Origin of the sequence: Corynebacterium yonathiae (assembly GCF_027570195.1) — a bacterium.
Lineage (GTDB): Bacteria > Actinomycetota > Actinomycetes > Mycobacteriales > Mycobacteriaceae > Corynebacterium > Corynebacterium yonathiae.
The window spans coordinates 99,003-119,278 of record NZ_JAKMUZ010000005.1 but is presented as its reverse complement, the minus strand read 5'-3'; the positions used below and the strand labels follow the sequence as shown (position 1 = coordinate 119,278).

General features: G+C 57.9%; 18 protein-coding genes and 1 riboswitch. Of the genes, 6 read left to right on the top strand and 12 right to left on the bottom strand.

Features of this window, described 5'->3' with window-relative positions; all coding sequences use genetic code 11:
• Positions 1-13: 13 nt before the first annotated feature.
• From thrC to L8V22_RS03915, 4 genes are read left to right on the top strand one after another with little or no spacing between them, the layout of a single operon-like run.
• Positions 14-1,456, top strand: a complete 1,443-nt coding sequence (thrC, locus tag L8V22_RS03930; RefSeq protein ID WP_269966401.1) for a threonine synthase — start codon at positions 14-16, stop codon at positions 1,454-1,456.
• Positions 1,457-1,459: 3 nt separating this feature from the next.
• Positions 1,460-1,606 carry a hypothetical protein gene (locus L8V22_RS03925; protein ID WP_238799368.1) on the top strand — a complete coding sequence of 49 codons (147 nt, stop codon included), beginning with the start codon at positions 1,460-1,462 and terminating at the stop codon, positions 1,604-1,606.
• A gap of 16 nt (positions 1,607-1,622) precedes the next feature.
• Complete coding sequence (locus L8V22_RS03920; protein WP_238799369.1) at positions 1,623-2,417, top strand: trypsin-like serine protease; 795 nt, start codon at positions 1,623-1,625, stop codon at positions 2,415-2,417.
• Positions 2,418-2,446: 29 nt separating this feature from the next.
• A complete protein-coding gene (locus tag L8V22_RS03915) occupies positions 2,447-2,992 on the top strand; it encodes an NUDIX hydrolase (RefSeq protein WP_238799370.1) in 546 nt (181 codons plus the stop codon).
• Between the two features lie 2 nt (positions 2,993-2,994).
• Here the strand turns inward: L8V22_RS03915 and L8V22_RS03910 are convergent, their stop codons facing one another.
• From L8V22_RS03910 to glnA, 4 genes are all read right to left on the bottom strand, one after another.
• Complete coding sequence (locus tag L8V22_RS03910; protein WP_238799371.1) at positions 2,995-3,369, bottom strand: hypothetical protein; 375 nt, start codon at positions 3,367-3,369, stop codon at positions 2,995-2,997.
• Positions 3,370-3,443: 74 nt separating this feature from the next.
• Positions 3,444-4,409 carry a TDT family transporter gene (locus tag L8V22_RS03905; RefSeq protein ID WP_269966400.1) on the bottom strand — a complete coding sequence of 322 codons (966 nt, stop codon included), beginning with the start codon at positions 4,407-4,409 and terminating at the stop codon, positions 3,444-3,446.
• 171 nt (positions 4,410-4,580) lie between these two features.
• Complete coding sequence (locus L8V22_RS03900) at positions 4,581-5,486, bottom strand: Abi family protein (protein ID WP_238799372.1); 906 nt, start codon at positions 5,484-5,486, stop codon at positions 4,581-4,583.
• A gap of 338 nt (positions 5,487-5,824) precedes the next feature.
• Entirely contained in the window at positions 5,825-7,258 is a 1,434-nt protein-coding gene (gene glnA, locus L8V22_RS03895; RefSeq protein ID WP_238799373.1) for a type I glutamate--ammonia ligase, read from the bottom strand.
• Positions 7,259-7,376: 118 nt separating this feature from the next.
• Between glnA and L8V22_RS03890 the strand changes: the two genes are divergently transcribed.
• The gene (locus L8V22_RS03890; RefSeq protein WP_023021155.1) at positions 7,377-7,850 is read left to right on the top strand and encodes an RDD family protein; all 474 of its coding nucleotides are present in this window, start codon (positions 7,377-7,379) and stop codon (positions 7,848-7,850) included.
• A 75-nt stretch (positions 7,851-7,925) separates the two neighbouring features.
• Here L8V22_RS03890 and L8V22_RS03885 read toward each other — a convergent pair whose 3' ends face one another.
• From L8V22_RS03885 to sucB, 7 genes are all read right to left on the bottom strand, one after another.
• The gene (locus L8V22_RS03885) at positions 7,926-8,711 is read right to left on the bottom strand and encodes a DUF4191 domain-containing protein (protein ID WP_238799374.1); all 786 of its coding nucleotides are present in this window, start codon (positions 8,709-8,711) and stop codon (positions 7,926-7,928) included.
• An 80-nt stretch (positions 8,712-8,791) separates the two neighbouring features.
• Positions 8,792-9,856, bottom strand: coding sequence for a lipoyl synthase (lipA, locus tag L8V22_RS03880; RefSeq protein WP_238800026.1), 1,065 nt, complete (start codon positions 9,854-9,856; stop codon positions 8,792-8,794).
• Between the two features lie 121 nt (positions 9,857-9,977).
• Positions 9,978-10,787 carry a lipoyl(octanoyl) transferase LipB gene (gene lipB / locus L8V22_RS03875; protein WP_238799375.1) on the bottom strand — a complete coding sequence of 270 codons (810 nt, stop codon included), beginning with the start codon at positions 10,785-10,787 and terminating at the stop codon, positions 9,978-9,980.
• An 82-nt stretch (positions 10,788-10,869) separates the two neighbouring features.
• Complete coding sequence (gene gcvH / locus L8V22_RS03870; RefSeq protein WP_238799376.1) at positions 10,870-11,262, bottom strand: glycine cleavage system protein GcvH; 393 nt, start codon at positions 11,260-11,262, stop codon at positions 10,870-10,872.
• A 36-nt stretch (positions 11,263-11,298) separates the two neighbouring features.
• Positions 11,299-12,411 carry a glycine cleavage system aminomethyltransferase GcvT gene (gene gcvT / locus L8V22_RS03865; protein ID WP_238799377.1) on the bottom strand — a complete coding sequence of 371 codons (1,113 nt, stop codon included), beginning with the start codon at positions 12,409-12,411 and terminating at the stop codon, positions 11,299-11,301.
• Between the two features lie 2 nt (positions 12,412-12,413).
• Positions 12,414-15,257 carry an aminomethyl-transferring glycine dehydrogenase gene (gcvP, locus tag L8V22_RS03860; RefSeq protein WP_238799378.1) on the bottom strand — a complete coding sequence of 948 codons (2,844 nt, stop codon included), beginning with the start codon at positions 15,255-15,257 and terminating at the stop codon, positions 12,414-12,416.
• 293 nt (positions 15,258-15,550) lie between these two features.
• Complete coding sequence (sucB, locus tag L8V22_RS03855) at positions 15,551-17,596, bottom strand: 2-oxoglutarate dehydrogenase, E2 component, dihydrolipoamide succinyltransferase (RefSeq protein WP_238799379.1); 2,046 nt, start codon at positions 17,594-17,596, stop codon at positions 15,551-15,553.
• A gap of 125 nt (positions 17,597-17,721) precedes the next feature.
• Here sucB and L8V22_RS03850 point away from each other — a divergent pair, with 125 nt between their 5' ends.
• Positions 17,722-18,132, top strand: coding sequence for an oxidoreductase (locus L8V22_RS03850; protein ID WP_238799380.1), 411 nt, complete (start codon positions 17,722-17,724; stop codon positions 18,130-18,132).
• Here the strand turns inward: L8V22_RS03850 and thiC are convergent.
• Positions 18,124-19,911 (bottom strand): phosphomethylpyrimidine synthase ThiC, encoded by a 1,788-nt coding sequence (gene thiC / locus L8V22_RS03845; RefSeq protein WP_238799381.1) that lies wholly within the window; start codon positions 19,909-19,911, stop codon positions 18,124-18,126. The two genes, L8V22_RS03850 and thiC, sit on opposite strands and share 9 nt — an antisense overlap.
• Positions 19,910-20,020: riboswitch (TPP riboswitch) on the bottom strand. Its footprint overlaps the gene before it by 2 nt.
• Positions 20,021-20,276 lie beyond the last annotated feature (256 nt).

Genomic DNA, 20,276 nt, shown 5'->3' with positions numbered 1-20,276 from the left:
AAGATTCTTTTGTGTGAAGTATATTTCGACCCGCGATACCGCCCGTCAGCCCGCATCTTTTACGGATATTCTGCTTGGTGGGCTTGCCCCCGATGGCGGTTTATACCTGCCAGAGAGCTACCCACAGTTAGATTCCGCCACTTTAAATTCATGGCGCAGGCTCTTAGCAGAAAAGGGCTACGCGGCACTCGCAGCCGAGGTACTTAAGCTTTTCATCGATGATATTCCAGCGCAAGACATCGAGGATATCGCCTCCCGTGCCTATACCAGTCCCAAGTTCGCAGACCCAGAGATCGTTCCCGTGACTGAACTAGGCGAGGGCCTTTTTATCGGGCACCTTTCTGAAGGGCCTACCGCGGCCTTTAAGGACATGGCCATGCAGCTGCTGGGCGAGCTATTTGAATATGAGCTTGCCCGCCGTGGCGAGACCCTCAATATTTTGGGGGCCACCTCCGGTGATACGGGCTCCTCGGCCGAGTATGCAATGCGAAGGCGCCAGGGCATTCGCGTCTTCATGCTCACCCCAGCCGGCCGCATGACGGCCTTCCAACAGGCACAGATGTTTGGCCTGGATGACCCGAATATCTTCAATATCGCCCTTGATGGTGTCTTTGATGATTGCCAGGACGTGGTTAAAGCTGTATCGGGCGATGCCAATTTTAAAGCCACTTACCGCATCGGTGCGGTCAATTCCATTAACTGGGCGCGGCTTATGGCTCAGGTGGTCTACTACATTTCCTGTTGGCTAAAGGTCACCGAGACCGCCGAGCAGAAGGTTTCCTTCAGTGTTCCCACCGGCAATTTTGGTGATATTTGCGCCGGGCACACCGCCCGCCAGATGGGGCTTCCCATCGATCGCCTCATTGTGGCCACCAATGAAAATGACGTGCTGGATGAGTTCTTCCGCACCGGAAACTACCGTCCGCGTCCAGCCGCAGAGACCTTGGCTACCTCCTCGCCGTCGATGGATATCTCCCGTGCCTCGAATTTTGAGCGCTTTGCCTTCGACTTGCTTGGCCGTGATGCAGCCGAAACCGCAGAGCTTTTCGGCACCAAGGTCAAAGAGGGCGGTTTCAGCCTCGAACGCGAAAAGGTTTCTACCGCACAGGAAAAGTACGGATTCCTGTCCGGTTCCTCCAGCCATGCCGACCGGCTTGCCACTATTAAGGACGTGTATGAGCGTTTTAACTACTTGGCAGATCCGCACACAGCCGATGGGCTCAAGGTAGCGCGTGGCGCACAGCGCGAGGGCGTAGAGACGCCGATTGTGTGCTTGGAGACTGCACTGCCAGTGAAGTTTGCTGAGACCATCACTGAGGCCATTGGCGCTGCCCCCGAGCCGCCCGAGCGGTTTGCCGGCATCCTCGATGCCGAGCGGCACGTCAAGGACTTGCCTAATGATTCTGCGGCGGTCAAGGATTACATCACCACGTCGATTCAGAAAACGGAGGTTTAAACCATGGCTCTAGAAAATTTTGCCGGCCCAGAGCACTACACTGAGTTCGATCCGGAAAAGTTCATCCGCGATCTCAAAGCCCAGGCGGAGATGAAAGCGGAAGAGGATGACAAGGACAACGCCGGGGATGCGGACGCGGATAGTAACTAGCGTCTTTGTAGCCTGCATGGCCGCGCTCCTTGTGGCCTGCAGCCCGGTGCGGGGCGGGGAAGAACCAAGTTTCTCCGCCTTGTCTTATAAAAACCTCATTCCTAATGAGTCCTATTCCCCGACCGCAGCGCCGCTCGCGCCGGGAACCGCCCTGGATCTTTCTGGTGATGAGCCGCGTGCGGGCGCCTACTTTAACTACCAGTCCTGCACGGCGGCATGGTCATTCACGCTTGCCGACGCCCGTTCGATCGCCGTCACCGCCTCCCATTGCGGCAAACCTGGAGATAAGGTCTGGGCCGGCACTGCTGACGGCGATTTTAGCTATCCCGCCGAGCCCATCGGCGAGGTCATTTACTCTGATTTCTATGCCGAAGACAGCCACGACCTCGATGTGGCCTTCATCGAGATCACTGGCAGCGCTGACTTCTATGTCCCCGGGCAAGTCAATAACAGCGTGGCTACCTCCCTAGCTCATTTGCCCCCTGAGGTATGCAAGCTTGGCCGCGTGACAGATAAGACGTGTGGAGCGCTATCCCATGACGCGGAAATGGCGCAGCTTAACTCGCAGGATCTCCAACGGGATTCGCTGGCTGCGAGGGCGCGCGTGTGCAGCACCAACGGCGATTCCGGCGGGCCGGTCTACGGCCAGGTGGAAGGCAAGGAAACCATCGTAGGGGTAGTCTCCGGCACGACGCAACGCCTCGAAGAAGGCCTCACCTGCGAGACCACGCAGACGGAAATGGAGTTGTCTTTCACCTTGGCTACCGATATTCAGCTGCTCGCCAAAGAGGTCTTGGGGCCCATGGCCTAAATCCGCTGCGCTGGTCTACGCTTGGTGGCATGCCGACTCCAGATTTTATTGTTCAGCTGCGCGAAAAGATTGGCCACGATCAGATCTTCGTGCCGGCCTGTAGCGCCGTCATTATTCGCGATGTGCCGGCAGACGCCGCGCTGTGGGAAGTTCCCTCCGTCCTGCTAGTAAAGCGTTCCGATAACGGTGTGTGGACGCCGGTGGAGGGAATCTGCGAGCCAGGTGAGGAAATTACCACCACTGCGCTGCGGGAAGTGAAAGAAGAAGTAGGGCTAGAAGCCAAGGTAGAAGCGCTCCTAGGCGTAGGGCAGTCCGGACCAGTGACCTATCCCAATGGCGATGAGTGCACCTTTATGGGCACGGCGCTGCGTGTGTCCGTAGCGGAGGGCGCAGAGCCAGTTATCAGCGATGAAGAAAATGCCGAGGCAGGTTGGTTCTCGGTGGCGCAGCTTCCCGATAGCGTTTCACGCCGCCACCGCCTCATGATTGCTGATGCCGTAGCCCAGATGAAACATCCCCGCGGCTTTGCTCCGCGTATGGGCTGGATGAAGCGCAGCGAGCAACCGGGGCTTTAGGTCTACTCTGCTGCGGCGTCGGCAAGCAGCTCGTATAGTTGCTGCGGATTGTGGGCGACGATGAGCTCTTGTGTAATGCTCTCGCACGCTGTGGCGATGTCTTCTTCATCGCCGCAGGCAATCACCGCAGTGTTGATGGTGATTAGGACCTTGCCCTGTCGCGCCAAGTCATAAAAGAGCGGGCAATCATCTGCAGTCCAGCGCCATGCCGTGGCATAGAAATCCTGTGCGCCTTGGCCCAGCCACGACGTCTCCAAGAGCAGATGGTCGCGGTAGAGATAGATGCCGTTTCGCTGCAAGCCGGCGAGTACCTGTCTGACTGCAGTCAGGTCCGCGCGCTCCCAAGCGATGAAGGTGATGGGGGAGGAGCTATGCATTAGCGGCGACCGTTGCGGCGCTTCCCACGCTCAAAGCTGGCGTCTGGCATAGTGGTTGCTCCTCCTTGCTATTTTTATTGACCTGTGTCGATGAGTGGCTCTTCCGGGCCTGTTTCCTTTTTGCCTTCCCACACCCAGCTGAGGAAGCGGGTGGAGCAAAGCAGCCAGTGTGCGGTGAGGAGAACAGGGATGGTGAGCGCAATGGCGTCGATAAGCTCGGAGCCATTGACCAATGCCAGCTGGTGGCCACCCATGCTGACGGTTCCCGGCGGGAACGTGCACGACCACCAAGCAGGGGAGTACGGAACCCACCGCGCCACATTGGGGTAGAAGGTAAACATCGCGTAGATGGACAGAGGAATGGCGATAATGAGGGCAGTAACGCCGTAGTAAATGGATACTGGGCCGGGGAAGAGAATCTGCATAGCCGTGGTGGACTGGCCTACTACGCCCAGTGGTACCCAGGCGGTAGCTGATTTCGCGCCGGTGAAATCCACCTTGCCATGCCATGCGGCCCAGTACACGCGAGCAAAGGTTGGTACCGCCGTTACCAGGGACATGAAGAAAAATATTGTGCCCATCACGTGGTACATCGGGCCGTAATCGTGGGCCAGCCAGCCGGACACGGACGCCGAAATCATAGGACCAACTAGCGGCAGGCCCCAGGTGAACTTCGGCTCGCCATCAAAGCGCGTGAGCTGGATAGCCCACGTAATGACCGTAACCGGACCACCGATCCAAAACCCTACGAGGCGGAAGGTAGGAATATCCGTAAGACCAGAAAGCGCGGCACCGAGCGCCAAGATTCCGATAAAGAACATGGACCATTCCGCCATAGTGGTGCGCTCGAAGCTGGGGTGGCGGTAGCGCAAGAAACCCGCGGTGAGAACGACAAAGATGACGCACGCAATGGCGGCAAAAATGCCGGCCAGGATCATCAAGCTTTCTTCCACGAGCAGGCGCGAAACGATGGAGGTGCCCATGAGGCTGCCTCCCCACGCGGGGCCAGGGGCTGGGAGTTGGCGGAATCTATCAGTCACACCCACATGTTAATTTCTTTCGGTCGGGCTATCAGAACTTTGCTGTCGTTATTACTGGTGAGAACCCTCGCTAAGTGTGCTTTTAGGGGCGGGGGTCAAGCCCGCAGGAATGTGTGTCTGGGATCGCAAGAAAAGGCTGGGGTACCGTTGTGCGTTCATACACCAAGGCGGCTATGAATGATGAGGATTCGCTATACCTTGGTGGAAAGCCGGATTTCGTTCGACCAGCTCCATATACTCATCCAAAAATCCAACCCACGAATTCGTCAGAAAGAGAAAGTTATCAAGGGCTACAATTACTGCTAGTAGTGAGTTCTCGCCATAATTTTGACCTAAAACTTTCTCAGCACGTCGTTTCGTAGCATTGGATACTGCAGGTTGGTCCAAAACGAAACTGTTCCATAACCGAGCTGAGTGAGCACACTTATTTCTCACGAATGTAAAAGAGCGCAATTGGCGCGCTAAATATTGTTTCTTTACGCCAAGAATGGAACAAGTCTTTGCGTAAACTCGGTTGTTGTCGTTTCGGAAGCTTACTGCTTTCGACAACGTACCAAAGGACAGTGCCTCGACTGCCACCCAAATTGGAACATCGTAAACCCACCTTTCAGCGTCGGATCCTGAGTCCTTTTGGTATTTGTGGAGGTATGGTTCCTTAGACCGCTTGAGCTCACTGATAATTAGATCGTGGGTGGGCCTCATAGCCGGATTTGGTGGGCGCCGGTAAGCAGTGGGCTGAAGATACTTCTCATAAGGAGAATGGATTTCACCTTCGCTGAGAGCAAAGGCCGTCCTGGCCGCAAGCTCTGCTTCTTGGAGACCGCGGAAAAGGAGAGAACGAAGTTCGATGTCCAACCGGTAGATGTTAACTATTTCATCCCACTGGGTGCCAAGAACGAATCTGGCTTCGTCCCCAGCTATGTCTTCTTGGAAGTACCGCATGTAGCCCGAAAAGCGGTAATAATTTTGGCGCTCAAGGAAATCTTTAGCAGATTTTTCGGAAGGAAGGATTAACCCGCGTTGCTGAATTAAACCTACTTGCTCTTGAATGCTTAGGAACTTCTTCCTGCGGTTCATTGCTTCAGCATAGCAAAGCCCCCCTCTCATATTGAGCTGTTCCTATGGGAAGCTTGGAGGGGGTATCGATTGACTAAAGTATAGCTCAAAATGCGCAATTTAAGTAATCATTTGCGCAAAATTTTGTTCTCGGGCCACGAATTTGGAAAACGCTGCGGTAGTCAATTAACAAGGAGTGGCCACCGCTAAGAATTAAGGGCGCTTGTCAATAGTGGGTGTAAAACCTCTGAATCCAAAGTGCACAGAGGATCTGCAAAGCCCCCAAAGGCCACTCAGCAATATGGGGGCCTAGGATGGCGCATAGCTGGTGGCGAGAGGGGGCGTCGGCTAGCGCAGCCTTAGCAGTCGTAGTACATCTCAAATTCCTGCGGGGTCGGGCGCAGGCGAACGGGGTTAATCTCGTTTTCGTACTTGTAGTCGATGTAGGTCTCGATGAGATCCTCGGTGAAAACATCGCCTTCGGTGAGGAAGTCCATGTCCTCCTGCAAGGCCTTCAAGGAAGCCTCGAGGGAGGTTGGTGCCTGTGGGATGGACTCAGCCTCTGCCGGCGGCAGCTCATAGAGGTCCTTATCCACCGGAGCATGCGGCTCGATGCGGTTCTTTACGCCGTCGATGCCGGCCATCATCATGGCGGCAAAACCCAAGTACGGGTTGCCGGATGGGTCTGGAGCGCGGAATTCAATGCGCTTTGCCTTCGGGTTAGAACCGGTAATCGGGATACGGATTGCAGCGGAGCGGTTGCGCTGGGAGTAAACCAGATTAATTGGTGCTTCGAAGCCTGGGACCAGGCGGTGATAGGAGTTCAGCGTTGGGTTGGTGAACGCAAGAACGGCACCAGCGTGGTGGAGAATACCGCCGATGTAGTAGCGGGCGATATCGGAAAGGCCGGCGTAGCCAGCCTCATCATGGAACAGCGGCTTGCCGTCTTTCCACAGGGACATATGGGCGTGCATGCCGGAACCATTATCGCCCGCCAGCGGCTTGGGCATGAAGGTTGCGGTCTTGCCCCACTGCTGCGCGGTCTGCTTGATGACGTACTTGAAGGTCTGAATGTCATCGCCCGCGTGCAACATGGAATTGAAGCGGTAGTTGATTTCGTTTTGGCCGGCGCCCACCTCGTGGTGGAAGCGCTCGATCTGGAAGCCAACCTTCTGCAGGTTTTCCACCATGGCGTCACGGACCTCACCGTGCTTGTCATACGGCGCGGTGGGGAAGTAGCCGCCCTTCAGACGGGTCTTGTAACCCGTATTCGGGGTGCCGTCGAAGTTGGTCTCGCTATCGCGGTTCCACCAGCCTTCATCGGAATCTACCTCGTAGAAGCCATGCTCGACGTCGGTGCTAAAACGCACGGAGTCAAATAGGTAGAACTCGGCCTCGGCGCCAAAATTACAGGTATCTGCAATACCGGTGGACTGCAGATACTCTTCCGCCTTGCGTGCGATGTTTCGCGGATCGCGGGAGAAAGGCTCAAAGGTAAAAGGATCGTGGACAAAGAACTTGATGTTCAGGGTCTTGGCCGTGCGGAACGGATCAATGTGCGCGGTGGCTGGATCCGGCAGCAGGGTCATATCGGATTCATCGATGGTGGTAAATCCGCGGATGGAGGAGCCGTCGAAGGCAAGGCCGTTTTCGGCATCTTCTACGGTGAACTCATCTGCTGGGATGGAAAAGTGGTGCTCGGTGCCTGGGACGTCCGTAAAACGGATATCGACGAATTTTACGTCCTCGTCCTGAATAAATTGGACGATGTCCTGCACTGTCTCGAAAGACACGTTTGTCTCCTCGTTGTTGACCGGTGAATTGTCTCTCTATAGCCTACTAGGTTCTCGCCGCAGGCATCGCGATTCCCTTCGTTTCACATCTCACTTTGTGCCCGCTAGATTGGTGGTCATGGCAGATAAGCGTACGTGGCTCGACGGGCCGAATATTCCGGGCGAATACGATGATATGGAAGGCCCAGGCCGCTGGCCGGGCGAAAAGCTGGGTCTTCCGGAGTCCGGACCGGGGTCACTAGCTTCCGTTGGCCGCCGCGCCGGCGCTGTGGCAATTGACTGGATTGTGTGCATGCTCATTGCCAATTTGATCCACATGTTTACTACGGAACTCGGCGGTGTGGCTTTCTTGGGCTACGCGCTGTGGGTAATCATGGGCATTGTGTGCGGATGGCTTTTTGCCCGCACCCCAGGCATGCTGCTTTTGGGCATGGGCGTGGCGCGTCTCGATGTCCCCGGTGCCCGCGTGGGGTTGTGGCGCGCGGCGTTGCGCACGGTGCTAACTGGAGTGCTTTTCCCAGCGGCCATGGTGGATGCGGATGGTCGCGGCATGCACGATCGCGCCACCGGCACCATCGTTATTCGTTCCTAAGTCGTCGGACTATTCGGGGCAAAAGAAAATCCCTGCCACACCTCGTACGGTGCGGCAGGGATTCGCTTTAAGCGCCTACTTATTCTTCTTACGCTGCTGGGCGCGGCGCATACGGCGGTTCATTCCGGCCATGTTTTGCGCCTGGTGGGGAACTGGGCCCTTGGGCATGCCCGGGGTGGTACCCGGCATCGAATCCATGGCCTCAATGCGGCGGATGTTTTCGTAGGTCTCGTTCTTATTGAAGTTGCGCGGCAGCTTCATGACCTTATTGCGTAGCTTGGAAACAGGAACCTCGTCTTCGCCGTTGCCCACGAAGATTTCGTAGATTGGAACGCCGCCGGCGATCTTGTCTACCCGCTTCTTGAGCTGGTTCAGGGTGGGGCGCACGCGGTTCTTATTGCCCTCGCAGACGAAGATGACGCCGGCGTTGCCGATGACGCGGTGGATAAGATCCTGCTGGCGGGTGGCGGCTACGCCGGTCTTGACGGACCACACGATGCCCACGGTATTGCGCAGCTGCTGCTCCAAAGCCCAGCCGGCGGCACCAGGCTGATCTTCTACGCGCTTGTACATATCGCGTTCAAGGCGGCGGGTAAAAAGGAACATTGCGAGCAGCGCGCCGATGCCCAAACCCAAGATGAGCATGAACCACTCGCCGCGGAATAATAGGCCAATGAGGAAGAAGAGCAAGCCCATACCCAAGAAGGCGCCCAGCATGATGGGGATAAGCGCCTTATCCTGCTTGCGCTGCATATTGAATGCCTGCCACATCTGGGACCAGGTTTGCTTACGCTGCTGGCGCTTGGCCGCGCGTTCTTGCTTCTTTGCAGCCTTTAGTGCTGCCTTATCATCTTTCGCCATGGCTCCTACTTTAAAGGTCAACGGGCATAAATGTTAAAACGGCCCACGCGAAAGCGCAGGCCGTTATGAAAACGTTGGGGTTAGCGGATGGTGGCCGCCGCCGAGTTCGCATTAGCCTGGGTCTTGGCCATGCGGGTGGTTACTGGAGTCTCCTCCGATGGACCGTACTTCTCCAGCAGAGTAGAGGCCTCCTGAGCGGTAGCACCCTGGGAGGTCGCAGCTAAGTGCTTGAGGTTTTCCGGCAGTTCGAAGCCGCGCTTTTCCATGGCCTGCACATAAAGGCGGCCGGCGCGGTAGGACGAGCGTACCAGCGGGCCGGACATGACGCCGCCGAAGCCGAGCTCCTTGGCCAGCTTGGAGTGGGCCACAAACTCTTCCGGGCGTACCCAGCGCTCAATCGGGTGGAAGCGCGGGCCGGGGCGCAGGTACTGGGTGATGGTGATGATATCGCAGCCGGCAGAGCGCAGGTCGAGCAAGGCTTCCTCGACCTCATCCTCAGTCTCACCCATGCCCAAGATCAAGTTGGACTTGGTAATGAGGCCATAATCATGTGCCTGGCGGATTACATCCAGGGAACGCTCGTAACGGAAGGCCGGGCGGATGCGCTTGAAGATGCGCGGTACGGTCTCCAAGTTATGCGCGAAAACCTCCGGTTTGGCTTCGAAGACCTCTTCGAGCAGGTCCGGCTTGCCGGAGAAATCCGGAGTCAGGTTCTCCACGCCGGTGTGCGGGTTGAGCTCGTGGATCTTGCGCACGACCTCGGCGTAGAGCCAAGCGCCTTCATCCGGCAGATCATCGCGGGTTACACCGGTAATGGTGGTGTAGTTAAGGTCCATTTCCTGGATATTTTCCGCCACGCGGCGCGGTTCGTCGCGGTCTAGCTCCTCTGGCTTGCCGGTGGCAATATCGCAGAAGTCGCAGCGGCGGGTGCACTTATCGCCACCGATGAGGAAGGTAGCCTCGCGGGATTCCCAGCACTCGTGGATATTCGGGCAGCCTGCCTCCTGGCACACGGTGTGCAGGGAGGCCCCGGCCACGCGGGACTTCATGTCCTCATAGCCCGGACCGGTGCGAACCTGGTTGCGGATCCAGCGTGGCTTTTGTTCGATGGGTGACTCCGCATTCTTCTTTTCAATGCGGAGCATCTTGCGTCCTTCAGGCTTAACAGTCACAAAAACTCACTTTATCGGTTGATGGTGGTGATGGCTAATAGCTCTTCTAGGTATAAGTCGCCGCGGTCACATCCTATTCCGCGCCAGCCCCAAACTAGGGTTCTTGCCGCGCTTGCCGACGCCTCTGTCTAGCCCTTTCATTCGCTAACTTCGTGGGATCAGGGGCTGAGCCAAAGGTGTGGTCGGCGACAATGAGGCGGCCCGAGAGGGCGTCATCAAGCGCCTGCAAAAGCGGTTGGGTGGCATCCTCGAGGCTGACCTGGCGTCCGAGCTCCAGCGATAGGGTGGTGACATCGGCGTCATCGATGCCACAGGCCACGATGTGGTCGTAGTATTCCAAAGTATTGCAGCAGTTAAGCGCCAAACCGTGCATGGTCACCCCGCGGGTAATGCGGATTCCAAGAGCGGCAATCTTGCGGTCACGCTTCGGGGCGGCGGGATCCTTGGCTTCGGTGGTGGAAGGAACCCACACGCCTGAGCGGCCATCGATGCGCCCGGCGGTGGTCACCCCCATCTGGCGGACCGTCTGGATGGTGGCTTCCTCGAGGCGGCGGACATAGTCGACGACGTCGACGGGCTCAGCCAGCTTGATAATGGGGTAGATGACTAGCTGGCCTTCGCCATGCCAGGTGATGCGCCCGCCGCGATCTACGGTGATAACGGGCAGGCCGTTATCTGGCATATCTTCCGGTTGGGTGCGCTTGCCGGCGGTATAGATATTGGGGTGTTCGACTACGAGCACCACATCGTCTTGTTCCCCCTTGGCGCGCGCGGCCGCTACCTCGGCCTGGTAGTCCCAGGCCTCCTGGTAGTCCATCCGGCCCAAGAAACGGACCTCTAGTGGTTTATCGGAGGCGCGGATAGAGCGCTCGGCGGGGAAGAAGGGATCGCGTGGTGCAGTCATAGCCTCAAAGTTTCCTCTGGTGCGGTGGACAAAGCAAAGCGGGAGGATGCGCGTGGCACACCCTCCCGCGTAGGGAGTCGAATTAGTCCAGACCGTTGGCGGATGCGTAGGCGGCGGCATCCATCAGCTCGCCTGCCTCATCCACCTCGACCTCGAAGAGCCAGCCCTCGCCAAACGGGTCGTTGTTGATGACAGCGTAGTCATCGTGCACGGCCTCGTTGACGGCCTTTACGGTGCCGGTGACAGGGGAGTAGAGGTCAGAGACGGACTTGGTGGATTCGACCTCGCCGCAGGACTCGCCGGCGGTGACGGTATCGCCCACCTCAGGCAGCTCGGCGAAGACGACCTCGCCCAGGCGGTCGGCTGCTACGGAAGTAATGCCGATGCGTACGGTGGCGCCGGCAACGGCGTCAGCGGCGGCGTTGACCCACTCGTGGTCTTCGGAGTAGGAGAAATCTTGTGGAAGGTTAGCCATGGTGATGTAGTCCTTTCGGGCTGGGTGAGATGATGTTTACTTCTCGCGCTTGTAGAACGGCAACGCGGTTACTTCAAAAGGATAGCGCTTGCCGCGAATCTCTACCTCGATTTCAGCGCCAGGTTCGAGATTGGCGCTGGTTTTCAGCAGCGCGATGGCCACTGGGTGTCCCAAGGTGGGGGAAGGCTGCCCGGAGGTGACCGTGCCTACCTTCTTTTCTCCCACGAATACCTCGGCGCCGGCACGCGCTGCGCGGCGCTGCTTAGAGGTAAGGCCGGTGATCGCTACCTGGGGGCCTTCGGCAGCGCGCTGGCGGATAACCTCGGAGCCGACGAAGTCGGCTTCCTTCTTAGCAAAGGCACGGGACATACCCGCCTCGACCGGGGTGATATCGCGGGAGAGCTCGTTGCCATAGAGCGGCATACCGGCTTCAAGGCGCAGCGAATCGCGGGCGGCTAGGCCACATGGCTTGAGGTCATATTCCGCACCTGCCTTGAGTAGCTCTTCCCATAGCTGCGGGGCATCGGAGTTATACACGATGAGCTCGAAGCCATCCTCGCCGGTATAGCCAGTGCGCGCGATAATCGCGAAGGTGCGCGCTACCTTACCCATGGTGGCGGCGTAGTAGCCGAGGTTATAAACCTCGTCCTGCTTATTGTCTTCTACCAACGGCACGAGGATTTCTGCGGCCTTTGGGCCCTGCACGGCGATCATGGCGACGTCGCGGGACTCGTTCTTCAAGCTCACATCGAAGCCCTCAGCGCGCTTGTTGAGCTCCTCCCACACGGTATCGGCGTTGCCGGCATTCGGCACGACGAGGAACTTATCCTCCTCAAAGCGGTAAGTAATGAGGTCATCGATGATGCCGCCATCGGCTGCGGCAATCATGGAGTACTTGGCTTTGCCTACCTTGAGGGGCTCAAAGTTGGAGATGAAGGCATAGGACAAGAACTTGGCGGCATCAGCGCCGTTGACCCAGATTTCACCCATGTGGGACAGGTCAAAGAGGCCGGCGTTGTTGCGTACTGCGCGGTGCTCATCCAGTTCGTTCTGGTACTTCAGCGGCATATTCCACGGACCGAAGGCGGTAAACGTGGCGCCGAGTTTTTCGTGCTCGGCATGAAGAGGGGAGGTCAAAAGGTCGGTCATAATTACTCCTCAGAATCGGCGATATCGAAAGCTTCAGGCGGCGGGCAGCTGCAGACCAAGTTGCGGTCGCCGTAGGCCTCGTCGATGCGGCGCACCGGCGGGAAGTACTTGTAGCTTTGGCGCAAAGATTTCACCGGCCACGCGGCCTTCTCACGGCTAAAGTCAAAGTCCCATGCATTGGCGCTAACGGACTCTGCGGTAAATGGTGCGTGGTGGATTACGGAGTCCTCGTAGGACACTTCGCCGTCGATAATTTCTTGGATCTCGGCCCGGATGGTATGCATGGCTTCAATGAAACGATCCAGCTCGCCCAAGTCTTCGGACTCGGTGGGCTCGACCATAAGGGTGCCGGCCACAGGGAAAGCCAGGGTGGGGGCGTGGAAGCCAAAGTCTACGAGGCGCTTGGCTACGTCCGCAGCGGTGACCCCGGAGGCATCGGTAAGCGCGCGCAGATCCAGAATGCACTCGTGGGCAACCAAGCCAGCATTGCCGGTATAGAGCACCGGGAAGGAATCTTCCAAGGATTTGGCGAGGTAGTTCGCGCCTAAAATTGCGTGGGCGGAAGCCTGCTCCAGACCTTGTGCACCGGTCATAGCTAGGTACGACCAGGAAATCGGCAGCACGCCGGCCGAGCCGTACTTAGTATTGGTAATCGGGACACCCTGACCGACCGGGGTAGCGGTGGTGGCATCCAACTGCGGATCTGCGGCATTGGTGGGCAAGAAAGGAATGAGGTGCTCCGCCACTGCCACCGGACCCACGCCCGGACCGCCACCGCCGTGCGGAATAGTAAAGGTCTTGTGCAGGTTGAGGTGGGAGACATCGCCACCGAATTGGCCTGGACGGGCCCAGCCGGTTAGCGCGTTCATATTTGCCCCGTCGATGTAGACCTGGCCGCCCACCGCGTGGACCTTCTCGCATACATCGCGCACCTCTGGGTCAAAGACGCCGTGGGTGGACGGGTAGGTCACCATAATGCCAGCGATGTGGTTGCCGTGCTTGGCAATCTTGTCATCCAAATCCGCCAGGTCAATAGAGCCGTCTTCGGCCGTCTTGACCACAACAACGCGCAGGTTAGCCAGCGTAGCTGAGGCCGCATTCGTGCCGTGGGCAGAAGCCGGAATGAGCACGACATCGCGCTCATTATCGCCATTGGCCACGTGGTAGCGACGGATAGCCAGCAAGCCTGCTAGCTCACCCTGGGACCCGGCATTGGGCTGGATGGACACCCTGGCATAACCGGTAAGCTCGGCCAACCAGCCTTCAATCTCCTCGACCAATGCACGCCAGCCGGCGGTGGTTTCTTCCGGAGCGTAGGGGTGGATGCCTGCAAACTCCGGCCGGGAAATGGGCTCCATGGCGGCGGTGGGGTTGAGCTTCATCGTGCAGGAACCCAGCGGGATCATGGTGCGGTCAAGAGCCAGGTCCTTATCGGCCAGCTTGCGCAGGTAGCGCAGCATCTGGGTCTCGGAATGGATGCGGTTGAAGATCTCGTGCTGGAGTGGCTCCTCGCTGCGCTGTAAGTTCTCCGGCAAGGCAAAATCTGCTTCGACCGCCTCGGCACCGAAGGCTTGGGCAAGCTTGGCGACGTCCCCCTTTGTCGCCGACTCACCAAAGGACACCGATACCTTGTCCTCGCCAATGGTGCGCACGAGGTAGCCCTCCTGTTGAAGGCCTGCCTTAATGGCAGCGGCATCGACGCCGGAAACGGTAATGGTATCGAAGAAGTCCTCGGTGACCAGCTGCTTTCCGGCATCCTTGAGCGACTGTGCAAAGGAAGAAGCAAGCCCGTGGATGCGTTGGGCGATGGCTTTGAGGCCTTGCGGACCGTGGTAGACGGCGTACATGGAAGCGACGTTGGCTAGCAGTGCCTGTGCAGTGCAGATATTGGAGGTGGCGCGCTCGCGGCGGATGTGCTGCTCGCGGGTCTGCAGTGCCAAGCGGTATGCCGGGCGGCCATCTGCATCCTTGGATACGCCGACAATGCGGCCAGGCATCTGGCGCTTGAGCTTTTCCGTGACTGCCATATAAGCAGCGTGCGGGCCGCCGAAGAAGAGCGGAACGCCGAAGCGCTGGGAGGAACCGAGCACGATATCGGCGCCTAGCGAGCCAGGGCCTTCCAGCAGGAGCAGGGAGAGTGGGTCGGTGGCCACGGTAGCTAGGGCACCGCGGGTATGCAGCTCCTCGATAAGGGTAGAGGGGTCAAAGATATCGCCCTCGGTGCCGGTGTAGGCAATAACGGCGCCAATAAGGTCTTCACCCACGAGGCCTTCCCGCAAGTCTACGATTTCTACCTCGAGGTCAATCGCGCGGGCGCGTTCCGCGGCGACGGTGAGTACCTGCGGGTGCAGGCGAGAATCGAGCACCACGCGGCGGCCCTTCTTCACCGCGCGGGACATAAGTCCCACCGCTTCTGCCGTAGCAGAAGCCTCATCCAGCAAGGAGGCGTTGGCGATGGGCAGACCAGTCAGCGATTCAATCATGGTCTGAAAGTTCAGCAGCGCCTCGAGGCGTCCTTGAGAGATCTCTGGCTGGTATGGGGTATAGGCGGTATACCATCCGGCATCTTCCAGCAGACCGCGGCGGATGACCGCGGGAGTGAGGGTGTCAGAAAACCCTTGCCCGTAAAAGGACTTCAGCACCGTGTTCTGGTTGGCATACTCCCGCAGCGTGGCCTGGGCTTCATCCTCCGAGAGTGCTTCAGGAAGCTGAGGCAGTTCTGCCGCGCGGATCGTGGACGGAATGGCGGCATCGACCAGCGCGTCCACGCTGTCGTAGCCTACCTTCGCCAGCATCGTGGCCTGCTCCTTAGAATCCGGCCCTAGGTGGCGGGAGATGAATTCCATGTCAGTGAGACTCCTTTGTGGGGGACAATGGCTGTAACCGTCCCAATTATATGTTTAATAATGGGTGAGCCGATCCTTCTTTGGAAACTTTTATGCAGCTTGTCACTGTCTAATCTCGTCTCTAGTGCGTTCACCATGGGCTTAGATACAAGGCCCCCGCATACCCCCGAATAAGAGGAGAAGGGTAGGTCGGGCGAGGGTGGATCTATTACCCCCCGCTTGGCACCCCAGACAAAGCTAAAGCCTCTTAACCCCACAGTGGGGCTAAGAGGCTTTAAGCGGCGATAGAACCTTTAAACTTCGAGGTCGGCCTGGAAGTCTGCGGTCTGCAGGCGATCCTTAATGGTGGTGATGAAGCGGCCTGCGTCCGCACCGTCAACCACCTGGTGATCGTAGGTGAATGGTAGGTAGCACATCTGGCGGATAGCGATGGCGTCCTGGCCGTTCTCGTTGACAACGACCGGGCGCTTCTCGATGGCCGCGGTGCCCAGGATGCCGGCCTGTGGTGGAACCAAGATCGGGGTGTCGAGCATGGCGCCCTCAGAACCGATGTTGGTCACGGTGAAGGTGGCACCGGTGAGATCGTTCGGCTTCAGCTTGTTATTACGGGCCTTATCGGCCAGCTCTGCAATCTGCTGCGCAATCTGCGGCAGGGTCATGTCCTGCGCCTTGTGGATGACCGGGGTGAGCAGGCCCTTCGGGGTGTCAACCGCAATAGCGATATTGACGTCCGAGTGGTAGGTCATCTCCTTGGTCTCTGGATTGTAGGACGCATTGACGTTCGGGTGGGAGACCAGAGCCTCAGCGGTGGCCTTCACGATGAACGGCAGGAAGGACAGGTTGGCACCGTGCTTGTCGATGAATGCCTGCTTATTCTTCTTGCGCATATCCCAAATAGCAGTCATATCGACTTCCTGCACGTGGGTAAGCTGTGCGGAAATCTGCAGCGCCTCTACCATCTTGGAGGCGGTGATCTCGCGAATGCGGTTGACCTTCTGCGTGGTGCCGATAAGCTCCTGCTTAGCCGGATCCACGGACTTAGTGGACCAGCGAGCACGCGGGGAGTTATCGGACTGTGCGCTGGACTTGGTAGGTGCTTCGCCCTCACCAGCAGCGGCGAGCACGTCCTGCTTGCGGATTCGTCCACCTACGCCGGTGCCCTCGACGGTGTTGAGGTCTACGCCGTGCTTATCAGCCAGCTTGCGTACCAGCGGGGTGACATAAGGAACGTTGTCGCCATTGTTGACCTTGGTGGAGGTGTTCAGGGAGGAATCCTGCTTGGTTTCCTTCTTCTCCTCGGCCTTTGGCTCCGGCTTCTTCTCTTCCTTTTCTTCGGCCCGTGGCTCTTGCTTCTTTTCTTCCTTTGGCTCTGGCTTGTCCTCGGAGGAGGATGCGGTGGCGTTTTCGTCGCCGATGCGGGCGATGACTTCGCCGACCTCGATGGTGTCGTCCTCGTCGGCGAGGATTTCTACCAGGGTGCCTGCTACTGGGGAAGGAATTTCGGTGTCGACCTTGTCGGTGGAGACCTCGAGCAGTGGCTCGTCTACCTCGACGGTGTCGCCGACGGACTTCAGCCACTGGGTGATGGTGCCTTCGGTGACGGATTCGCCGAGTTCTGGCATTTCTACATCGGCTGCGTCACCAGAGCCGCCCTTAGAAGAGTCAGCCTTCTTCTCTTCCTTTTCTTCGGCCCGTGGCTCTTCCTTCTTTTCTTCCTTTGGTTCTGGCTTGTCCTCGGAGGAGGATGCGGTGGCGTTTTCGTCGCCGATGCGGGCGATGACTTCGCCGACCTCGATGGTGTCGTCCTCGTCGGCGAGGATTTCTACCAGGGTGCCTGCTACTGGGGAAGGAATTTCGGTGTCGACCTTGTCGGTGGAGACCTCGAGCAGTGGCTCGTCTACCTCGACGGTGTCGCCGACGGACTTCAGCCACTGGGTGATGGTGCCTTCGGTGACGGATTCGCCGAGTTCTGGCATTTCTACATCGGCTGCGTCACCAGAGTCGCCGTTAGAGGAATCAGCCTTCGGCTCTTCCTTAGTTTCTTGTGCTTTTTCCTTGCCCTCATCAGCGGAGGAATCGTTGGATGCGGAGCCTGCCTCATCCTCATCACCGATGATGGCGATGACTTCGCCGACCTCGATGGTGTCATCCTCGTCAGCCTTGATTTCAATAATGGTTCCGGCTACGGGGGAGGGGATTTCGGTGTCGACCTTGTCGGTGGAGACCTCGAGCAATGGCTCGTCTACCTCGACGGTGTCGCCGACGGACTTCAGCCACTGCGTGATGGTGCCTTCGGTAACGGATTCGCCCAGCTCGGGCATCTCAACGGAGTTCGCCATGAGTTATAAGACTCCTCTAAAGTTGGAAGTGTTCTATCGCTACCCGACAATCTTACAGCGTGATGCTCACCCTCGTGCAGATGTGGGGTTAGTAACTACCCTCCTTCCGGGTAAGCTAGGGAATTATGTTCAACCCCTTCCGTCGCAATAAGTCCAGATCGTCGCTGCGACCACCCCGCGGACCGGGGGAGACCATCCGCCCGGAGGACGCACAGGATTTAAAGCAATGGGCCGCCGGAAAGCTATACGTAGAGGCCTTTGTGGAGCCGGAAACAGTAGTCAATGAGATGTCTGTCGTGGTTGTCGATGAAAACGGCGAGTTTATTCGCCGTCGCATCGGTGGACCAAAGGGTATTGATGCCGTGGCTACATTATTGAACTGCGATATATATGACGTGGAAGAAACCGGCTATCCGCAGCGCATGCGTGAGCGCATGGAAAGACAGCGCATTTTGCGTAAAAGGGAAGAACAAAAGCAACGCCGCGCCCGGTTCGAGCGCGGCGAAAATCCAGATACAGGGCGAGACTTAAGCTAGGTCAGCGTTAGTGTCCTCGCGTAAATACACCTGAGATCCCTTGCGCCGAAATTCGGCAGATTTTTCCTGCATGCCTTCTTGTGGTGCAGTACCGTTCGCGGCCTCACGGACTTGCTCGCCTAGCGTGGGCATACCCAGCTCGGCCATGTGCCCGCCGAACATATCGCGAATGTCTTGGCTGATGCGCATGGAGCAGAACTTTGGCCCGCACATAGAACAAAAGTGTGCGGTCTTTGCTGGCTCTGCCGGCAGTGTTTCGTCATGATAAGCCTGCGCGGTTTCCGGGTCGAGGGAGAGCGCAAATTGGTCATTCCAACGAAATTCAAAGCGGGCTTTGCTCATAGCATCGTCCCAGGCGCGGGCGCCTGGATGCCCCTTAGCGACGTCCGCGGAGTGCGCCGCAATCTTATAGGTAATGACCCCTGTCTTAACATCATCGCGGTTAGGCAGTCCCAAGTGCTCCTTGGGAGTGACATAGCACAACATGGCCGTACCGCCCATGGCGATATGGGCGGCACCGATAGCGGAAGTGATGTGGTCATAGCCAGGGGCAATATCAGTAACTAGCGGGCCGAGGGTATAGAAGGGGGCATCTGAGGCCCAGTCTTGCTCCAGCTCGTTGTTTTCTTGAATCATGTTGAGCGGCACGTGCCCGGGCCCTTCCACCATCACTTGCACGTCATACTCCCACGCGCGGCGGGTCAGCTCGCCGATGGTCTTAAGCTCAGCAAATTGGGCGGCGTCGTTTGCATCGGCAAGGCTGCCGGGACGCAGGCCGTCGCCAAGTGAAAATGCAACATCGTACTGGGCGAAGATCTCGCACAACTCATCAAAGTGCTCGTAGAGGAAAGACTCCTTGTGGTGAGCAAGGCACCATCCCGCCATGATGGAACCCCCGCGGCTGACTATGCCGGTCACGCGATTGCTCGCCAGCGGTACGTAGGCCAAGAGCACACCGGCGTGGATGGTCATATAGTCCACGCCTTGTTCGCATTGTTCAATGACGGTATCGCGGAAGATTTCCCAGGTCAGATCTTCTGCTACGCCATTGACCTTTTCCAAAGCTTGGTAGATGGGTACGGTGCCGATAGGAACCGGGGAGTTGCGCAGGATCCATTCACGGGTGGTGTGGATATCGTCACCAGTGGAAAGGTCCATTACGGTGTCCGCGCCCCACTGGGTGGCCCAGCGCAGTTTGGATACTTCTTCTTCGATAGAGGAGGTAACCGCGGAGTTGCCAATATTGGCGTTGATTTTGGTGAGGAATTTTCGCCCAATGATCATGGGCTCAGACTCGGGGTGGTTGACATTATTGGGGATAATGGCGCGGCCGCGAGCTACCTCAGCGCGGACAAATTCTGGATCGCAGTGCTCACGCAGCGCTACGAATTCCATTTCGCGGGTGATGACTCCTTGGCGGGCATAGTGCATCTGGGTTACGCGGCGCTTAGGCTGAGCCTTAAGCGGGGCGCGCTTAGCCCCCTTCCACTCCTGTGAAGAAGCCCCGCGGCGCTGCGCGGCACGTCCATCATCCGCCAGCTCGCGGCCGCGACCGGTGTATTCTTCCGTGTCTCCGCGGTCGCTAATCCACTCGCTGCGCAGCGCCGGTAGTCCCTCTTCGGGCGCGCATTGTGGTCCACGTGTGCGATAGACGCGGAAGGGTTCATTGGGGCCTTGTGGGGAATCATCCAGGTGGATTTCGGTCTCTGGGACCTCTAAGCCGTTGTGTCGAATGGGGGAATAGGAATGCTTAGGATGATTTTCTGGGCCAGCCGTCATGGCAAGCGCTCCTCTCTTCCTTCGTAGGTATTAACCAAACAGGTTCGAACGGTCTATGCGCAGCTTTAGCGCATTCTCAGCCCGTGCTCGGGCACCCGTGGGGACGCTGATCACCCTATAACAACCGCTTTGCGTAGCGCAGGGCTTTCGCACTTTCGGTGTTTACGCTTCTTTGTCGAGCGGCGGTAGGAGGAACCTTGGGCACAACTCAACAGGAAACTTTAAGGATATTTCTATCCGTATCCAATATCGGTGTTTCATACTTATCTCATGCGTTTGAGAGAGCGCATGCGAGAGAGATAGAGAGAACCCCTCACGTTTCCAGAGGGCGGCTGAGATGGCCGATACATGGAAACACCTTGTAG